The organism is Mesorhizobium yinganensis (assembly GCF_040081985.1).
In the GTDB taxonomy this organism is placed as follows: Bacteria; Pseudomonadota; Alphaproteobacteria; order Rhizobiales; family Rhizobiaceae; genus Kumtagia; species Kumtagia yinganensis.
On the sequence record NZ_JBEBMH010000025.1, the window covers coordinates 1 to 17,504 of the forward strand.

At 62.4% G+C, this 17,504-nt stretch carries 14 protein-coding genes and 1 pseudogene; 4 read left to right on the plus strand and 11 right to left on the minus strand.

From position 1 onward, the window contains the following. Positions 1 to 571 precede the first annotated feature (571 nt). From ABMA59_RS37315 to ABMA59_RS28960, 8 genes and pseudogenes are all read right to left on the minus strand, one after another. Positions 572 to 1,386: pseudogene (locus tag ABMA59_RS37315) on the minus strand (IS5 family transposase). A gap of 62 nt (positions 1,387 to 1,448) precedes the next feature. Continuing rightward, entirely contained in the window at positions 1,449 to 2,405 is a 957-nt protein-coding gene (locus ABMA59_RS28930) for an acetamidase/formamidase family protein (RefSeq protein ID WP_349008849.1), read from the minus strand. Next, complete coding sequence (locus ABMA59_RS28935) at positions 2,405 to 3,325, minus strand: ABC transporter permease (protein ID WP_349008850.1); 921 nt, start codon at positions 3,323 to 3,325, stop codon at positions 2,405 to 2,407. The genes ABMA59_RS28930 and ABMA59_RS28935 overlap by 1 nt, the downstream gene beginning before the upstream one ends. 4 nt (positions 3,326 to 3,329) lie before the next feature. Next, positions 3,330 to 4,361: an ABC transporter permease gene (locus ABMA59_RS28940; RefSeq protein WP_349008851.1), complete on the minus strand. Its 1,032-nt coding sequence runs from the start codon at positions 4,359 to 4,361 to the stop codon at positions 3,330 to 3,332. Further along, positions 4,358 to 5,896 carry an ABC transporter ATP-binding protein gene (locus ABMA59_RS28945; protein ID WP_349008852.1) on the minus strand — a complete coding sequence of 513 codons (1,539 nt, stop codon included), beginning with the start codon at positions 5,894 to 5,896 and terminating at the stop codon, positions 4,358 to 4,360. The genes ABMA59_RS28940 and ABMA59_RS28945 overlap by 4 nt, the downstream gene beginning before the upstream one ends. A 63-nt stretch (positions 5,897 to 5,959) precedes the next feature. Further along, a complete protein-coding gene (locus ABMA59_RS28950; protein ID WP_349008853.1) occupies positions 5,960 to 6,967 on the minus strand; it encodes a BMP family lipoprotein in 1,008 nt (335 codons plus the stop codon). Positions 6,968 to 7,028: 61 nt separating this feature from the next. Further along, complete coding sequence (locus ABMA59_RS28955; RefSeq protein WP_349008854.1) at positions 7,029 to 7,976, minus strand: nucleoside hydrolase; 948 nt, start codon at positions 7,974 to 7,976, stop codon at positions 7,029 to 7,031. Positions 7,977 to 7,992: 16 nt separating this feature from the next. Beyond that, a complete protein-coding gene (locus ABMA59_RS28960; RefSeq protein WP_349008855.1) occupies positions 7,993 to 8,742 on the minus strand; it encodes a glutamine amidotransferase in 750 nt (249 codons plus the stop codon). A gap of 265 nt (positions 8,743 to 9,007) precedes the next feature. On the opposite strand from ABMA59_RS28960, the gene ABMA59_RS28965 reads away from it, so the two are divergent. From ABMA59_RS28965 to ABMA59_RS28975, 3 genes are all read left to right on the plus strand, one after another. Continuing rightward, positions 9,008 to 9,892: an alpha/beta hydrolase gene (locus ABMA59_RS28965; RefSeq protein WP_349008856.1), complete on the plus strand. Its 885-nt coding sequence runs from the start codon at positions 9,008 to 9,010 to the stop codon at positions 9,890 to 9,892. A gap of 6 nt (positions 9,893 to 9,898) precedes the next feature. Next, the gene (locus ABMA59_RS28970; RefSeq protein ID WP_349008857.1) at positions 9,899 to 10,912 is read left to right on the plus strand and encodes a LacI family DNA-binding transcriptional regulator; all 1,014 of its coding nucleotides are present in this window, start codon (positions 9,899 to 9,901) and stop codon (positions 10,910 to 10,912) included. Between the two features lie 97 nt (positions 10,913 to 11,009). After that, entirely contained in the window at positions 11,010 to 11,795 is a 786-nt protein-coding gene (locus ABMA59_RS28975; protein ID WP_349008858.1) for a 2-keto-4-pentenoate hydratase, read from the plus strand. Between the two features lie 66 nt (positions 11,796 to 11,861). On the opposite strand, the gene ABMA59_RS28980 is transcribed toward ABMA59_RS28975, so the two are convergent. After that, a complete protein-coding gene (locus ABMA59_RS28980) occupies positions 11,862 to 13,205 on the minus strand; it encodes an aromatic ring-hydroxylating oxygenase subunit alpha (RefSeq protein ID WP_349008859.1) in 1,344 nt (447 codons plus the stop codon). Positions 13,206 to 13,322: 117 nt separating this feature from the next. On the opposite strand from ABMA59_RS28980, the gene ABMA59_RS28985 reads away from it, so the two are divergent. Then, the gene (locus ABMA59_RS28985) at positions 13,323 to 14,216 is read left to right on the plus strand and encodes a LysR family transcriptional regulator (protein WP_349008860.1); all 894 of its coding nucleotides are present in this window, start codon (positions 13,323 to 13,325) and stop codon (positions 14,214 to 14,216) included. Position 14,217: 1 nt separating this feature from the next. Here ABMA59_RS28985 and ABMA59_RS28990 read toward each other — a convergent pair whose 3' ends face one another. Further along, positions 14,218 to 15,474: an NAD(P)/FAD-dependent oxidoreductase gene (locus tag ABMA59_RS28990; protein WP_349008861.1), complete on the minus strand. Its 1,257-nt coding sequence runs from the start codon at positions 15,472 to 15,474 to the stop codon at positions 14,218 to 14,220. Beyond that, the gene (locus ABMA59_RS28995; RefSeq protein ID WP_349008862.1) at positions 15,365 to 17,464 is read right to left on the minus strand and encodes an alpha/beta hydrolase family protein; all 2,100 of its coding nucleotides are present in this window, start codon (positions 17,462 to 17,464) and stop codon (positions 15,365 to 15,367) included. Before ABMA59_RS28995 ends, ABMA59_RS28990 begins: the two co-directional genes overlap by 110 nt. Between the last annotated feature and the right edge of the window lie 40 nt (positions 17,465 to 17,504).

Below are 17,504 nucleotides of genomic sequence, written 5' to 3' on the forward strand. Positions count from 1 at the left end.
TTCGATAGGCTGATCTTCCATGAGCGGGCCAAAGCCGCGGGATGACTCTGTCCGCAATCGCGGAACCGGCTCAAATCGACCTGACCTGGCGGCGAGCCCACAGCCAAAAGGCCGCCAAATCAGCCCAAATACCCGCCTTGCAATATTCTCAGCGCCAATCCGCCAAACCAAACCGGGTTAATGCGAGTCTCCAGCTGGCGGCATCGGTCGCCGTGCTTCTCCGGCATTGCCGAGCCGAGCAGCGCGGTTTCGGAGACATGTATAGATAGTTCTCCGTTGGCAAGGGGCATTTGAGTGTTTACGGTTGGAGAGCTCGATTTACCGAGGAATTGGGCGGGGCGCGACAGACCCGGTCGCCACATGGCGTGCCTGGAGACGCACCGCCGTCGACGGCGCAACCTCGAACCGCGCCGCCATCGCACGCCCGCGATTGGCCGGCGTCGACCCCGCGCACGATCCGTTCCCGCAAGTCTGACGAAATCGGCTTTCCCATGGCAAACACCTCCTGCCACCATGGAATCAGACTTTCAACGACTGCGAAACCCGCGATTCACTTTTCCCGCCCGACGCTCTAGGTCTCGTGGACAAAGGGTAACCAAAGCTTGGCTGCTGCGATGGCGACGAAGCCAAGGTAGGATTCCTTTGTCTTGTCGTATCTGGTGGCGACGCGGCGCCAGTTCTTGAGCTTGTTGAACAGCCGCTCGACCAGGTTTCGCCACTTGTATTTCTCAGCATCGTATGGCGCGGGGTCCTTGCGGTTGCGCTTGGCCGGGATGACCGCCTCGATCTCGGCCTTCGCCAACGTCTCCCTGATGGCGTCGGCATCGTAGCCCTTGTCGGCCAGCAGCGCTTCGATCTTGCCGGCGATCATTCGCAGCAGCGGCGCGAAGCCTTTGATGTCATGCGCTTCTCCGCCCGTCACGACGAAGCCGAGCGGGCGGCCTCTGGCGTCGCAGCGGGCATGCAGCTTGGTGGTGAAGCCGCCGCGCGACCGACCAAGCGCCTCCGTCTGCTGAGTCCCCTTTTTATGCCGGCTGCGCAGTGATGCGCCCGGACAATCGTGCTGTCGATCATGTCGGCGGTACTATCTCGCTCGACCATTTCCGCCAGACTTTCCAGCATGGCATCGAACACGCCGGTTTCGACCCATCGCCGGTAGCGGCGGAACACGCTGTTCCACTTGCCGTACTCGTCGGGAAGATGTCGCCACTGCGCACCCGTGCGCCCCATCCACATCATGCCTTCGAAGTAGAGCCGGTTGTCTTGTGCCGGCCGACACCCGCGTCCGCGCTCAGGCGGCAGCAAAGGCCCGATCAGCGCCCATTCCTCGTCCGTCAGTCCAACGCGTTCGCCCAAGGCTCCCTCCAAAAAGAAGCCTTGAATCAAAACCGGATTCCTCAGTCAACGTTTGTCCACGAGCGCTAGCAATGCGCAATGCAAAGATGCTGCTAAAAGCGATGTCGAGGCAAAACGCGCGGCGCAACAACCCACTTATCGATGGAACACATCACACTGAATGAAGGGTTTACCAGATTGCCGATACGCAGCCGGCAGCATTGAGTCAACAACTGATGTGCTTCATGTACCGAGAGTGCTGTCCTGTCTACCACCCATCGGACCAGACCGGCAACCGCGATCCTACAGGCGTCATCCAGGGGCCGTGCACACCCGATCACGCCGATAACATCGTCGTTTTCGAAGCGGGGCCAGTCGAACGCGTCGTCCATTTCCACGCGCTCGCACATCAGCGTCGTGTTGAACGCACCTTCGATTGCGGTCCCGGCGATCTCGCCATCACCCTGGGCATAATGGCCGTCGCCTATAACGACATGCGCGCCATCGACGTTCGCCCTGAGATAGAGGGTCGAACCAGGCCCCAGATCGGGAATGTCGAGGTTCCCACCGAAATCGCCGGGTGCAACGGCTAGGCGCACCTCGCCATGCGCCGGTGCAACACCAAGCGTTCCATGGAAAGGCCGATAGGGCACACGGAGCTTACGTCCATCCTTCGTCGGCGTTTCCAGGACCTTGCCATCGGCGCTGAAACGCCAGATCCAGACATGCTCGTCCTGCGGCTCCTGCAGGTTGGGGTTCACGCGAGTACCCGATAGAAGGCCGAAATCCGGCGAGATGGTCGCGACGCCCCACTGCCGAGCGGGCGTCAGCGAGATCAGGCGGATGGCGACGATGTCGCCCGCAGACACGCCCTCAACATGGATGGGACCGGTCAGCGGATTGACGCGTGGATAGGGCGCGACCTTTCGTGGCTCGCCGTCCACACTCGTCAGTTTTCCGGAAAAGCAATCCTCGGTGAAGACGGTGAAGGCCTCGCCTTGCGCGACATGCAGACGCGGCTCGTGACCTCCGACGCGAAAGACAAACTCCCGGTCTTGCGTTGCGTGCATCAGGCAGTCCCCTTGCTGACAATTCTTGCCGGACGGTTGCGGACGTAAATACGCCAACGGGCAATACTGAGGCCGACGATTGCCGCGACATAGGGCAGCATCAGCACGAATTGCGATGGAATGGCGAAGGCCTGCAGGCGGTCGCCCAACGCTCCGAAGAAGCCGAAGAGCAGGGACGCCGCCGCCGTCACCCAGGGGTGTCCACCACCGAACAGCGTCGCGGCGAGGCCGATGAAACCCCGGCCGCTGGTCATGTCCGGCAGGAAGAAATGCAGCTTGTCCATCGAGAGTTGCGCACCAGCCAGACCTGCCAAGAGCCCGCTGATGGCGAGCGAAAGCGCCTTCATGCGGGCCACGCTGATGCCGGCCGAGCGTGCGGCGTGTTCGTCCTCGCCGACAGCGCGCAGATAGGCTCCAGTCGGCGTGCGATACAGGAACAGTGCAGAAAGCGGAATGGCCAGGAACGCCAGGAACAAAATGATGCTCTGCCGTTCGAGCGCAGGTCCGATCACCGGAAGGAAGGATAGGCTTCCCGCCGGCATGTGCCATATGTCAGGGAAAGAGATCGGACGAAGCCCGCCCGGGCTCCGGTAGAACCACTCCAGCGCGAACAGGCTGCCGCCGGCGGCGAGCAGGTTGATACCGAGGCCGGCAACGATGAAATCTGCGGAGAAACGCAGGGTGATCAGCGCCAGCAACTGCGACATCAGGATCGAAGCGAAAATTGCTGCGAAGAACGCAAGCGCAGCGCTTCCCGTCGAGCTGCCGACCGCGATTGCCACGAAGGCGGCGACCAGCATCATGCCCTCGACCGCGACATTGAGAATGTTCGCCCTGAGTGTGATCATCGCTGCGAGCGCTGCCAAAACGATCGGCACCGATTGTTCGAGGACAGAAGCAAGAAGGGAGGATAGAGACATACCGCTAGCTCCTCGCCTTGTTCGTGGCGAGGCGCGCCGTCATCAGCAGCACCAGCAGGCCGGTCAGGAGGTCGACAAGCGAGCGCGGGACGTCCGTCGATATCTGCATGTAGGCCGAGCCATTGATCATCATCGCGTAGAAGATGGCAGTCGCCAGCGCGCCGATCGGGTGGATGCGCGCTAGCAACGCGCAGGTGAGACCTACGAGGCCATATTCCGGTGAAAAGTTCTGCTCGAAGCGATGGCCGATACCGAGCACGTAGAGCACTCCGGCAAGCCCGCCGAAACCGCCCGCGATCAGCATCGCCACGATGATGCGGCGGTCGGCGGGGATGCCCACAGCCTTGGCGAAGCGCAGGTTGGTGCCGGACGCGCGAAGCTGCGCGCCCCACTCGGTCCGGAACAGGACCACCCAGGTGGCTATGGCCAGCAGCACGGCCACGACGATGCCACTCGTCGCTCCGGGAACGCCGGGCAGCGCCGGCAGCCAGATCTTGTCCGGCACCATCTCGCTGACGGCGCCATAACTCTTGGTGTCGCGGATGACCTGATTGGAAAGATAGGAGGTGAAGAGCAGCACGATGATGTTGAGCATCAGCGTCGTCACCACTTCGTCGACCGCGAACCGGACCTTGAGCACGCCCGGGATCCAACCCAGGAAAGCACCGGCCAAAATGCCGCCAGTGAGCGCCAGGGGCAGAAGAACGACCGCCGGAAGTCCCGCAAAGGTCACGCCGATGACCGTCGCGGTGATCGCGCCAGCATAAAGCTGGCCTTCGCCGCCGACATTGAAGATGCCGGCACGGAAGGAGAAAATGACGCCGAGCGCGATCAGCGTCAGCGGCGTGGCGCGATTGAGGAACAGCGCGAAATTGCCAAGCGAATCGAAATTGGCGAACAGCAGGTCGCGATAGGCACGCACGGGATCGTCCGTGATCGCCATGACCAGCAGGAAGCCGAGCGCCAGCGTGAGCAGGATTGCCGCAACGGGCGCGTACATGGCACGGGCGGAATTCTTGAGCCGCGTGGCGATCAAGCTGCAGCCTCGAGCGAGCCGTTCATCAACGCTCCGATCGTCACCTCGTCGGCATCCTTCCTGTCGATGATCCGAAGAAGCTGACCGGAATACATGACGCCGATGCGGTCCGAGAGTGCGAATATTTCTGACAGTTCCGAAGAGATCAGCAGCACCGCCCTGCCCCGGTCGGCCGCGGCCATGATGCGGGCGTAGATGAATTCGGACGCGCCGACGTCGAGACCGCGCGTCGGCTGACTGACCAGGAGGAGGTCCGGATCGCGATTGAGTTCGCGCGCGATGACGACCTTCTGCATGTTGCCGCCCGACAGCGTGCCGACGGGTGTGTCCGGAATGGCGCCCCGAACGTCAAATTCCTTGATCTTCTCAGCCGCAAACGCCTCGATGCGGTCCTGATCGACATAGAAGCCGCGCTTGAGGTGCGCCCTGCGGTAGTTGCTTGCCGCCAGGTTCTCGGCGACGGACATGGTCTTGCTCAGGCCCCGGTCGAGGCGGTCCTCGGGCACAAAACCCATGCCGGCCCGCTGCCGGTCGGGTACGCTCGCCTCAGTGATGGTCCTGCCGCGAAGCTCGATGGATCCAGCCTGGATGTCCATCAGGCCGGCGATGGCCTCCGAGAGTTCCGTCTGGCCGTTCCCGTCTACGCCAGCGATGCCCATGATTTCGCCCTCGCATACATCGAGCGAGATATTGTCCAGAAGCAAGCGTCCGGCTGCGTTGGTCATGCTGACCCGGTTGAGTTTCAGGACCGGCGCACCGAACGTCCGCGGCGCCTGGTTCTTGCCACGCCCGACCAGGAAGACGTTTCGGCCGACCATGTCGCGCGCGATATCGGCTTCGCTCACCGCGCCGGTCGCGTGCGTGGAAATGCTTTCACCGTGGCGGATCACTGTCACCCGATCCGAAACCGCCTTCACCTCGCGCAGCTTGTGGGTGATGAAAAGAACTGTGCGACCGAGCGCCCGCAGCCCTGCAATGACTTCGATCAGTTCGTCGACCTCGGGCGGCGTCAGGACGGCCGTCGGTTCATCCAGGATTAGCAGTTTGGCATCGAAGGCGAGCGCCTTGAGGATCTCGACCCGTTGGCGCTGTCCGACAGAAAGCGTTCCGACCACCGCCTCGGGATCGAGGCCGAAGCAATATCGGGCAATCAGGTCGCGCGTACGCGCCACCATGGCCGCCTTGTCCGAGAAGAAGCCCCATTTGCGTATGTGCCGGCCAAGGAAGACGTTCTCGGCCACCGTCATCGACGGCACCAGGGCAAAATGCTGATGCACCATGCCGATGCCGAGCCGGCTCGCCTCGATCGGATCGGCGATGGCGACGGTCTTGCCATTCAAATCGATCGTGCCGGATGTCGGCTGATGAATACCGGCAAGGATGTTCATCAGCGTCGATTTACCGGCGCCGTTCTCCCCGCAGATGACATGCACCTCGCCGCGTCTCACATCGAGATCGACGTGCTTCAGGGCAACCTTGTCGCCAAAGGTCTTGGCGATGGCCGAGAGCTTCAGAATGTCATCAGCGTTGGTCATGTCATGCCCGGGAAAGCATGGCGGAGGGCCAGGTTTGGTACCTAGCCCGCCCCCATCACGCGCCTATTTGAACGCCGTGTCGACTTTCAGCTCGCCGCTTACGACTTTCGCCTTTGCCTCGTCGACCTTGGCCTTGACCGCGGCGGGAACGAGCTTGTCGTTGTAGGCGAGGCCGACGCCTTCATTGGCCAGGCCGTAGATCTGGAGCTTGCCGAACTCGGCCTTGTTGGCTCGGATCTGCCCGATCGAATCGTAGATCGAGTTGCCGATCTGCTTAAGCATCGAAGCCAGCACATTGTGCGGATGTAGGCCGTTCTGGTCGGAATCGACGCCGATCGCATATTTGCCGGAATCGGCCGCACCCTTGAGAATTCCAAGGCCGGCGGGGCCGGCGACGTTGTAGACGACATTGGCGCCGTTCTCGATCGCCGTCTTGGTCAGGTCGTAGGCCTTCTGCGCATCGTTGAAATTGCCGATGAAGATGACCTGCACATCAATGTTCGGAGCAACGGTCGACGCGCCCTGCTTGAAGCCAAGGATGAAGTCCTGGATCACCGGCAGGTCCATGCCGGCGACTACGGCGATCTTGGCTTCGCCGGACGAGAGCGGGAACGTCGCCTTGTCAGTGGCGGCGATCGCAGCCAGCACGCCGGCAAGATAGGAGCCTTCGTTCTGCGCATACTTCACTGACAACACGTTCGGCAGGTCGAGCTGGTCGTCGAAGAATACGTATTTCTGGTCGGGGTGCTGCGGCGCGACCGCGGCGAGATTATCGTGCATGTTCGGGCCCGTGAAGATCACGCTCCATTCTCCCGAGTTGGAGACCGCCTCGAGGTTCTGGCGCCAAAGCTGCGGATCGCTTGGCGAGGCCTGCAAAAGGCGCACGTTGGCGCCGTCCGCCTCGGCACGATCGAAGCCGGTCTTGGCGTTGTCGTTAAAGCCCATGTCGCCAAGATTGTCGCTCATGACATAGACGGCGCTGAAGTCCTGCGCTGTGGCCGCTCCGGTCAATGCCGACACGGCGAGCAGTCCCGCCGCCAGTCCGTTTCTGATTTTCGCGATTTTCATCATGCCCTTGTTCCCGTTTTCGTTGGTTTGCACTTTCAAAGGTCTCGGCCGATTTCCGGCTGTTTCACGAGCCTGCCTGCAGTTCAGACAGTTGGCGGATCGCTTCGACGAGCGCGTCATGCGTGGCCTCGACATCGAAGGCGATCACGACATCGCAATTGTTCGCCTTCTCCGTTCGTCCTGCGAAATCGACGACGGTACGCCCGTAGTTCAGGCCCGGCGCGATCTCGACATCGACGCGCGCCGGCGCAGTCGTGACAATGACGGGGGCCGCCACGGCCAGGATTGCGCATGGATCGTGAAGGGGCATTGCTGGCGGTACGAGTACGCCGGGCCGGTATGTGGTCACCAGCGAGGACAAAAGTTCTGCCGCTAAAGCTGCGGCCGGTCCCTTCAGCCATGAGACACGATCGATGAGCGCGCCGGTGATCGGAACCGTACCGCTGGCGTCGACAGGGACCATCGTAATCGGAATTCCCGAGCCATAGACGATTGCCGCGGCCTCGGGATCGCAGAGGATGTTCCATTCGGCGGCGGCAGTCTTGGTGCCTAGTCCCCAGGCGCCGCTCAGCGTGACGATGCGGCCGATCTTGCTATAAATCTCTGGATGCCGCCGCAGCGCCAGGGCGAGGTTGGTCAGCGGGCCAGTCGCGACGATCGTCAGACCGGGACGGGCGTTCGCCTCGGCCGCAATGCGGTCAATGGAATGCTGCGAATCAAGCGGCGCCCGGTCGAGGTCGATTCTCTCCGCATCGAGCCCGCTCCGCATATCGAGAACGCGTGCGATCAGGCGCTCGCGTACCAGCGGCCCCATCGCACCGGCGCAGACCGGAACGGTTTTCGGATGCGCGGCGGCAACTGTAATTGCACCGTTGATGGCCGTGCGGTCCCCCGAAAGATGTCCGGCACCGGTGGTGACCGCAAGAAGGTTGAGCCGTGGATGGCCAAGCGCAGCCAGAATGCCCAGCGCGTCGTCATTGCCGGGGTCGCAGTCGTGAATGATATCGATCATCACGGCCGCCGCCGGCTCACTGCCGACCGGTCCAGGCGCACAGATTCGACCACAGTTGCCGATATCCGGGCCAGTTCACGAATTCGGTCGGGCACCAGTGAGGGCTGCAGTCGGAGGTGAATACGGCGGTGCGGCCCATTCCGGATTCCGTGACCGCGACCAGCGGATCGCCGTCGATCGTCGCCAACAGTTCCGCGCCGAGAGCGAGGCTCGTGCGATTGTAGCCCAGGAGAGCCGGGAGTGCGCCCTCGACGCCAGCAAGCACCGGATGACCAGGCTTCAGGATGTTCCCGACGATCCCCTCTGGATGCTCCCGGCGATCGTCCGTCGCCATCAGCCTCACGGGCAGGCACGCCTCGACAACCGTATTCTTCCAGCAGCCTTTGGCTTCGATGCCCGTGAAGGTGAGATAACCGCCGACCATGATCAGGCCGCCGCCGCCCTCCACATAATCCGCGATCGCCTGGAGCTTGTTGGCCGAACGGTCGGACCTAAGCCAGGTGTTCGGATGCAGCAGCAGCGTGTTGGCGCCAATGTCGCTCAGGATGACGGTGGAGTACTGGCTGAGCGCCTCGGCGTTGTCGGGGAAGTTCGTCGGCGCCACATGGTTCTCGATGACGTCGACCCGATGGCCGCTCGCCTCCAGCGCTGTCCTCAGGGACGAATAGCCTTCATGGAAGGTCGTGGTCGTGAAGGAATCGAACCCCTTCGTGTGGACCGAGGTAGTGAACCATGTCTCTCCAGCAATAAGGACTCTGCCTGCCATCTCGTACCCCGCAGCATTGCCTCGGCAAGCCTTGCCGCTCGCCCTCAACCCGCGTTCGCAGGCTGCATGGTTCCAATTTTCGTCAGTGGGCTGGACTTCCCCATCATGTGGATGATATGCCCCTATAATCACTATCTACACGCGTAGAATTGGCGTTGCAAGCTGGTTCGACAGGAAATTTCGCCCGCTCTCTTTCCGCCGCGCGACACTTGGGAAAGTTCCTATCTACCGATCTGCGCAGGTTGCCGAACCCGAGGATTTGACATTGCCGCTCTACCGTCAGTTCAACACCCAGGAAGAACTAGACTGGGAATACAGGCCGGAAATCCGGATCGACGATTCAAAGGCGTTCGAGAAAATTATCGCGCAGCGCATCGCCAGGGCCGAGGAGGCGCGGGCGACGCTAAAGCGGACGGCGGATGTTCACTACGGACCGACGCGGATGGAGAAGCTCGATATATATCCGGCGGCTGATCCGGGCGCTCCGGTCGTCGTCTTCATCCATGGCGGCTACTGGTTCGATGGGCGTTTGAAGAAGGAGAACTATATCTGGGTCGCCCGAGGCTTCGTCGCGCGTGGCGTGACCACTGTCATCATCGACTACGACGTCTGCCCGAAAGTCACGGTCGACGAGATCGTTCGCCAGTGCCGCGCGGCGGTCGCCTGGGTCTACAGGAATGCGGAGACCTTTGGCGGGGATTGTAGCCGGCTATACGTCACCGGCAATTCAGCCGGCGGCCATCTGACGGCAATGATGGCGATCACCGCCTGGGCCGGCGAATACATGCTTCCCGCCAACACGGTCAAGGGCGCCTGCCCCATCAGCGGGCTCTACGATCTGGAACCGTTCCAATACACTTGGCTGCAGCCGAAGATCCAGTTCAACGGCCAGCAGATTCGGCGCAACAGCCCGATCCTCCACGTCCCTGAAAACGCGATTCCGCTTCTGGTAAGCTGGGGAACGGAGGAGAGCTCGGAATTCTGGCGCCAATCGGAAGATTTCGCGGCTGCATGGCAGGCCAAGGGTAATACAGTCGAGCTGCACCCCCAGCAGGACGGAAACCACTTCACGGCAATCGACGGTTTCGCCGACCCGGACAGCGAATTTCTGGACAAGGTCCTGTCCCACATGCGGTCGAGCTGGGCGTAGGCGAACATGGTCACAAGAGCGGACGTCGCGGAGCGTGCAGGCACCTCTACCGCCGTGGTAAGCTACGTCATCAATGACGGCCCCCGTCCCGTCGCGGCAGAGACGCGGGAGCGTGTGCTGCAGGCTATCGCCGATCTCGGCTACCGCCCGAACAGGGTCGCACAGGCATTGCGCGGGCAGCGCTCGCGCGTCATCGGACTGATCGTGCCGGACATCTCCAACCCGTTCTATTCGGAATTGGCCCGGATCATCGAGAACCACGCCGATCTTCTTGGATATACGCTCGTCCTTGGCAACAGCGAACAGAACGCTCAGCGCGAGCTCAGATATGTCCGCACTTTCCTGGACAGGCAGGTCGACGGCCTCATCCTGATCAGCGGATCGAGTTCGGACGAACTCATGGCGCTTTTCTCGGAGATTCCCGTACCGTTCATCCTGCTCGACCGCCGCATCAACTACGCGCCGAATGCCTTCCTTCTGGCGACGGACGGCGTGAGGGGGGCTGCGATGGCGACCAATCACCTGATCACGCTCGGGCACACGTCGATCGCCGCCATGTGCGGACCGTCAAAGATGCCGAGCGAGCGGGCCAAAGGCTACATACAGGCGATGGAGGAGGCTGGATTGCAGCCAGTGCTGCACCACAGCGCCGATTTCGACCGTCAATCGACCTACGAGCTCGCGTGCGAAATCCTCCACGCTCATCGGCCTGATGCGATATTCGCGACGTTCGATCTGGCTGGGATCAGCATCCTGCGTGCCGCAGCCGATTGCCACGTCTCCGTGCCTAGCGAGATGGCCGTTATCGCCTACGACGATGTCCAGGAATCGCAATTTACGATCCCGCGCCTGAGCACGGTCGCGCAGCCCACCAGCGATCTTGGCCGTTTGGCAGCGGAACATCTTGTTGGCCTCATCGAAAACAAGCTGGAGAGGACGTTCGGCATGAAGCTCATCGCGCCACAACTGATCGTGCGCGAAAGCTGCGGCGGCCTAATCCACCAGCGCCACAGCCGCTAAATTGCCGCCTTTCCTGGAGATTCCTGGGGCGTTGACCAAGTTGAATCCCTGATGTTCGATACTCCGCAACCAAAGACGCTATGAGGATATGTCGCCGATGCGGGAAGAGGACATCCGGACAGCATCCGATTTCCTGACGACAATTTGGCGCGAAGGCCGCCACGTCGAAAAGATGCCGGATGCGCTGCGTCCGGCGACGCGGACCGAGGCCTACGCCGTGCAGGCTTGTGTCGAGAAGCTCAGCAAACAGCCCCTGGCGGGCTGGAAGATCGCGGCAACCAGCCTCGCCGGCCAGAAGCACATCAACGTCAGCGGGCCCATGGGTGGCCGGCTGCTTGCCGAACGCATCGTCCCCCTAGGGCAAACTGTTCGCCTCGGGTCCAATCGCATGCGAGTCGCGGAAGTCGAGTTCGTCTTCCGCATGGGCACCACGCTTTCGCCGCGCACCCGCTCCTACGAGCAGGCCGAGGTTCTCTCCGCAGTGGCGGCACTGCATCTTGGTATTGAAGTGCCGGATTCCCGTTACCTCGTCTTCGAGCGGGCGGGAGAGGAGCAGATCATCGCCGACAATGCCTGTGCTCACCAGTTCGTGCTGGGTCCGGAAGTCAACGCCGACTGGCGCCAGGCCGATCTTGGCGCGCATGTCGTCCGAGGGCTTAGCAGCCGGGGTTTTGTTCATGAAGGACGCGGCGCCAACGTGTTAGGCGGACCTACGATCGCGCTTACCTGGCTTGCAAACGAATTGTCACGCCTCGGCGTGGCGTTGGGGCGTGGCCAGATCATCACGACCGGCACTTGCTGCGTGCCGGTTCCCATAATGCCGGGCGATTTGGTGACCGGCGACTACGGAACGTTCGGAAGCCTCGAAGTCGCGTTTGGGTAGTGAAAGAAGAATTCCAAACCGGCCGCTGAAATCCGGATCGGGTGGGTTTGAAGCTTAAGGAACCATTTAGGCGGACGACCTTTGAACGTTGCACGCAGCCTTCGGCGACGCGAAGAGCTGCGAGGGCGCGGCCCACTGTTCCTGCCTCTCGCCGCGCCGGCCCGTGATCAGTGCCTGCATCTGCGAAAGATAGGTTTCGATGAAGAACGCGGTCTGTGATTCCAACGGCGTATAGGGGCCTGGGCGATAAACACGCGAGGCGATGCCAAGCGCGTTGTCCTCGGTGATTATCTTGTCCTGAACCGTCGTGACGTCCCACATCCAGGAAATCTTGTCCGGATCGACGTCGGCGTCGGCATCCTTGTCCACGAGCCAAGTCAGGATGACGTCGGTCTCGTTGGCGCTACGCGGAATCATCTGGAACATGGTGAGGTAGTCGTTCGGCGCGCTCACGAACGACAGCCGGCCGATGCGGAATCCGTTCTCGCCGCCATCATAGCTGACACGGCCGCCCATCAGGCGGGACACGGGCTGGCCGTCATCCGAAAGCGTCAGGCGGCCCGAGCCAATCGGCTTGCGGTGCATAGCGAACGGCATCGTATCGAGATCGCCGGGCTCCCAGATTCCCTTGTTAAACTCGGCGTCGCCGATGACGCTGTGCCACGCCTCTATCTCGTCCTGCCACTTCTTAGCATTGTCGTCGTCACGCATAGCGGTCACTTTGACATGGCCATTCACCCGGAAATATTCGGGATGCGCCGGGCGGCAATGATAACACTCGAGGAAGTTCTCGAGCACGAGCTTCCAGTTCGCTCTGGTTAGATAGCTTTTTCGGGCCACGATCCGGGCACTGTCGACGCCGTTCTCGCGCATCAGATCGGTCAGTCCGTTCGCCGCCGGTTCGATGTCGGGCAGGCTCGCTTGGTCGAGGCCGCACATCACGATACCACCGATAACCTTCGTCGGTACCTTGTGCAGCCCGAGTTCCTCTGGATCGACTCCCTCTGGCAGATCGGCCCGCGTCTGCAATTCACCCGTCAGCCGGAACCCCCAGGCATGATAGGGGCAGACGAGCAGGCGGCCGCGCCCGTCCTTGATGCAGAGCCGCGATCCACGGTGCGTGCAGACGTTGTAGTAGGCGGCGATGTCCCCCTCGCCGTCGCCATGGCGCACGACGATGACTTCCTCGTCGAACAGATTGCGGACGATGTAGCGGCCCTTTTCCGGCACTTCGCTGGCATGCGCCACGATCACCCACTGCCGCGGGAACCAGAGCTGCCGCTCAAGCTGGAAAATCGCCGGATCGAGGTAGAAGGCCTGCTGCAGCGACCAGTCCTTGCGGTGCGCCGCTATAAGGCCGAGGACACGGTTGCGGTCGACGGCCGGCAGGGCCTTCTCGTTGGCGGGCATGGAAACACTCCGGCGGCTGGCTACGATGACTTTTCAGCAGAGTTGCGGGTAAGGCGACCTTTCATCAAGCATGATTTTGGCAGACTTCCATATCAAAAAGGCATAAGCAATCGCTCCATGAAGACACTGAAGGCTTCGCTTCCGCTGCTCAATGCCATGGTCGCCTTCGAGGCGGCGGCACGGCATGAAAGTCTTACCGCTGCAGCGTTGGAGCTGGCCATCGCGCAATCCGCCGTGAGCCGCCACATTGCCAATCTGGAGACCAAGCTGGCGGTGCAATTGCTGGCGCGCAAGGGCAATCGCATCGCGCTCACACGCGACGGCGGCATCCTTGCCGAGGCCATCCGAAACGGTCTCGGCACGATACGCGACGCTGTGGAGCGTCTGTCGGAACCGGACCGCGAGACTTTTGTCATCGGCAGCGGCTACGACCTTGTCCAAGCATGGCTCATGCCGCGTTTCGAACGCGTCACCTCGCACGTGACGCACGGGCGTGTCATGCTACTGACCTCCGGCAATGCAGAAGATTTCGACCGCCCGGACGTGGCGATCTCAATCCGCTTCGGCAGGCCAGAAGACTGGCCAGGTTTTGTCGCCCGCAAATTGTTCGACGGAGACTGGTTTCCCGTCTGCTCGCCCGCATTCCTGAAACGATATCCGACACTTCGCTCCGAAGATCCCTCGGTTTTCGCCGACGTGCCCCTGCTGCACCTTTCCGCGGCGCCGGATGCGGTCGACAACTGGCGCTCGTGGATCGGCACGGACCGCGACCTCCCCGGCCCGACCTTTTCAAGCTACATGCCGATGATGCACGAGGCAATAGCGGGCCGCGGCGCGGCACTTGCCTGGGCGGGGTTCAGCGACGAACAATTGAAGCTCGGCCAGCTTGTGCGCTTGACGCGAGCCTCCCGCCGGCATGCGGACGCCTTCTATCTGATCACCCGCAGGAAGACTAACTCCACCGTGCAGGCGGTGGCGCAAGCCCTGCTCGACAGCGTCGGGGCAGGATGACCTATTCGGCTGCCGCTGCGAAACGATTGGCGCCGTGCCGCGCGCTCCACGCGGGCATGGAGGCCTCGACCGCAGCCTCGTCCTCGAACGCGTCGGACGCATAGCGGTCGACGCGGAAGCGGGTCGGATCAATGATCTTTTCCCTGTCGAGCGTGATATCGGTGGCGAGGCGTCCGAGGCTCGGCCCGTGGGTGACGCCGCTCTCGTTGTCACCGCCGACGACCACCACGCTCTCATGACCGGGAATATGCCCGACAAGCAGGCCGACATCCGGCGTGTAGCAGGGGATGCCCTGTGTCCAGCTTGCCACCCTGGAGCCGCGCAGCGGCGGGAAGATCGGCTCGAGCTTCTGCATCTGCTCGTCGACCATCGACTGCATCAATTCCTCATTGTGAGGCCGGCCGGGTTCGATCTCATCGCCACCCAGCCGATGCAGAGGAATGTAGTGGCTTCCCGTGCCCCACATGATCGCACCGAAGGTTTCACGCAGCCAAAGGCGCAACTCGCGGCACTGGATGGTCGGCAGCGTCGACGGCAGCCCGCGATCGTCGGTGACGACCCGCGTGGCTACCACGCGCAGCATCGGCAGGCGCCAGCCCAGGCCGGCGAGGAGCTCGTTGTTCCAGGCGCCCGCGGCAAGCACGACGCCGTCGGCCTCGACCGTCCCGGCGCTGGTTGCAAGCGTCACCTTGCCGTCGGCTTCCACGATGGAAGTGACCCGCGTTCCGCTGCGGACCGCGCCCCCGAGCTTCTCGATCTCGCCAAGCAGCACACCGAGGGCGAGCGTGGTATCGACTTGGATGCCATGCGGATTGTAGGCGCCCGAATGGACCTTGGCCGGATCGACCAGGCCGCCCATGATCTCACCGATCTGGGCGGGGTTCAGGTCCTGCATCTCCTTCGGCGCATAGGGCGACGTGAGCACGGGCATCACGAAGTCTTCGCGCCCCTGCGGCGTCAGCGCCATCATCAGCGTGCCGTTCTTTCGGTAGCCGATCTCGTTTCCGAGTTCATGCAGCATGCGATAGAAATCCAGACCGTACTGCTGCAGCGTCAATCCTTCGGCGCCCATCAGCACCATTCCGGCGGACCAGTGCGATACGAACCCGGCGCCGGCGCCCGTGGTCGCCTTGCCCGGCTCGACGGCTTCAAGCAGCGTCACCTTCCTGGTTCCGGCCTTCAGCAGGTGATAAGCGGTCGAGCAGCCGATTATGCCGCCGCCGACCACTACGATGTGCCTTTCGTTCCCCTTGGTCAAGTCGTGCTTCCTTTGCTTCTTGTGCCGACGGTACCCCGCCTACATAGGTCTCGAGCCACCAGACAATGCGGGCAGCGGAATCGAAATATTCCGGATAGGTGCGAACGCTATGGCCCGCCTTGGGATAGGTCATCAGCGCGCTCGGTGACCCGGACCGCAAGGCCGCGAAATGGCATTCGAGCGCCTGCGACGACGGCGTGCTCTTGTCGATGCCGCCGGCCATGACCAGCGTCGGCACTTTCTTGCGCTGCTTGAAGAATGCCGGACTGCGGGCGTAGTAGGCGCCGCTCCCGTCCCACGGCGAAGCATCGAGGAACAGGGCGTCGAACTCCGGTATCTGCGTTGTGCGGTGCTGGCTGTGCCAGTCGCCGACCGGCGAGATGGGAATCGCGGCTGCAAGCCGGTCGCTTCTTGTCGGAAGCCAGGCCGACATGAAGCCGCCATAGCTGGTGCCGGTGACCGCGACACGCGCAGGATCGACCCAGCCTTTCGCCGCCAGTGCATCAATGCCGCTGAGAATATCGTCCGCGTCGGCGCCGCCCATATCGCCCTTGACCGCTCGGGCGAAGGCGTCGCCGCGCCCCGTGCTGCCGCGAGGATTGGGAAAGAGAATCGTCCAGCCGCGCGCAGCGAGCAACGGCGCGGCGCGCGTCCGCACCATCCATCGATTGCGATGCGCCGACACAGGCCCGCCATGCACGTCTATCAACAGCGGCGTCGCGGTGGCAGTTTGCGTCGGCCGCACGAGCCAGCCCTGAATCTCGAGCCCGTCCGGCGCGGTCCAGGCGAAGGGCTCTATGGCGCCGTGAGTGCCAGTACGAACGCTGTCCGGTGCCGCAAACGAAAAAATCTCGCGCAAGCCTCCCGCGCCGACCTCCACGAGAAATGGCGACGTGGCGTAAGATTCGGCGACCAGCAGCGAGCCGCTGTCTCCAACCGGATATGAAATAGGCGCCCACTCGCCGGATGTGAGGTCGCTGGATGCCCAGTGCTCCGTCAATTGCCGCGTCTGAAGATCGTAGTCGGCCGCAACGGTCTCGTGCCCACGCAGACCTGCGAGTTGCACGGATCCTGATGATCGCCATTCCACGGACGTTACGTCGATGCCGTTGGTCGGGACGATATCCACAGCGCCGGTTTTCGCATCGACTAGCGCCAGTTCGCCGGCCACGAGGCCGCGGTCGCTGCAGAATGCCCGGATCACGGCAACCTTGCCGCCGTCGGGCGAGCCACGCGGCACGCCGATCTGGTCCGGCGGAACGTGCGAAAGAACAACCTTTCCCGAATGCGCATCGATGATGGCAAGCGTGGCAGCGTACCAGCTACCTTCCGCATGATGATCGCTTGCGATCGCTCCAATCATGTCTGGTCCGCACCAGCTTGCCTCCCAGACGTTCAGGCGAGCGGTAGTCAGGAGGGCAGGCTCGTCAATGCAGTCCCAAATCCAGATCGAGCGCCAGAGATCTTCCCCCTCCCCCCAATTGACATCGGGAAGCCAGGACGGCGCATCGGTCGACTGCTTCTGCGCGTAGCCGCCATGGATGCCCGCGAGATCCGCGCCGGTGCCGGCCACGACCAGCAGCAGCCGGTCCCCAGCCGAAGACCAGTCAATTTGCTCGATGCGGCCTTGGACATCCGCGCCGGCGGTCAGGCTGTTGCCGAGCCATATTTCGATACGATCGAAACCCGCCTTATCGGTCGCGGTGGCGGCAGCCAGCCGATGGCCATCGGCCGGCAGCCGTATATGTCGCGTTTCGCGTTCGTTCAGCCGAACGGGAACTCCGCCGTTGCGGGCTACCCTATAGAGGTGATTGGCAACGCCATCCTCGGCGCCCCCGACAAAGCTCTGCCCGATGAAATAGGCGTCGGGATTTTCGGCGTGGCCGCACAGCCCTCTGGCCCCGAAGACATGCCCGTTCATACCAAGCAGACGGGTGTAGAAAGCGAGCGTCTCTGCAAACTGCGGCGATGATCGGAAATCCGCTTTCATGGCACCTTGTTTGTCCGCAACAGCCGATAGATGTCTCTAG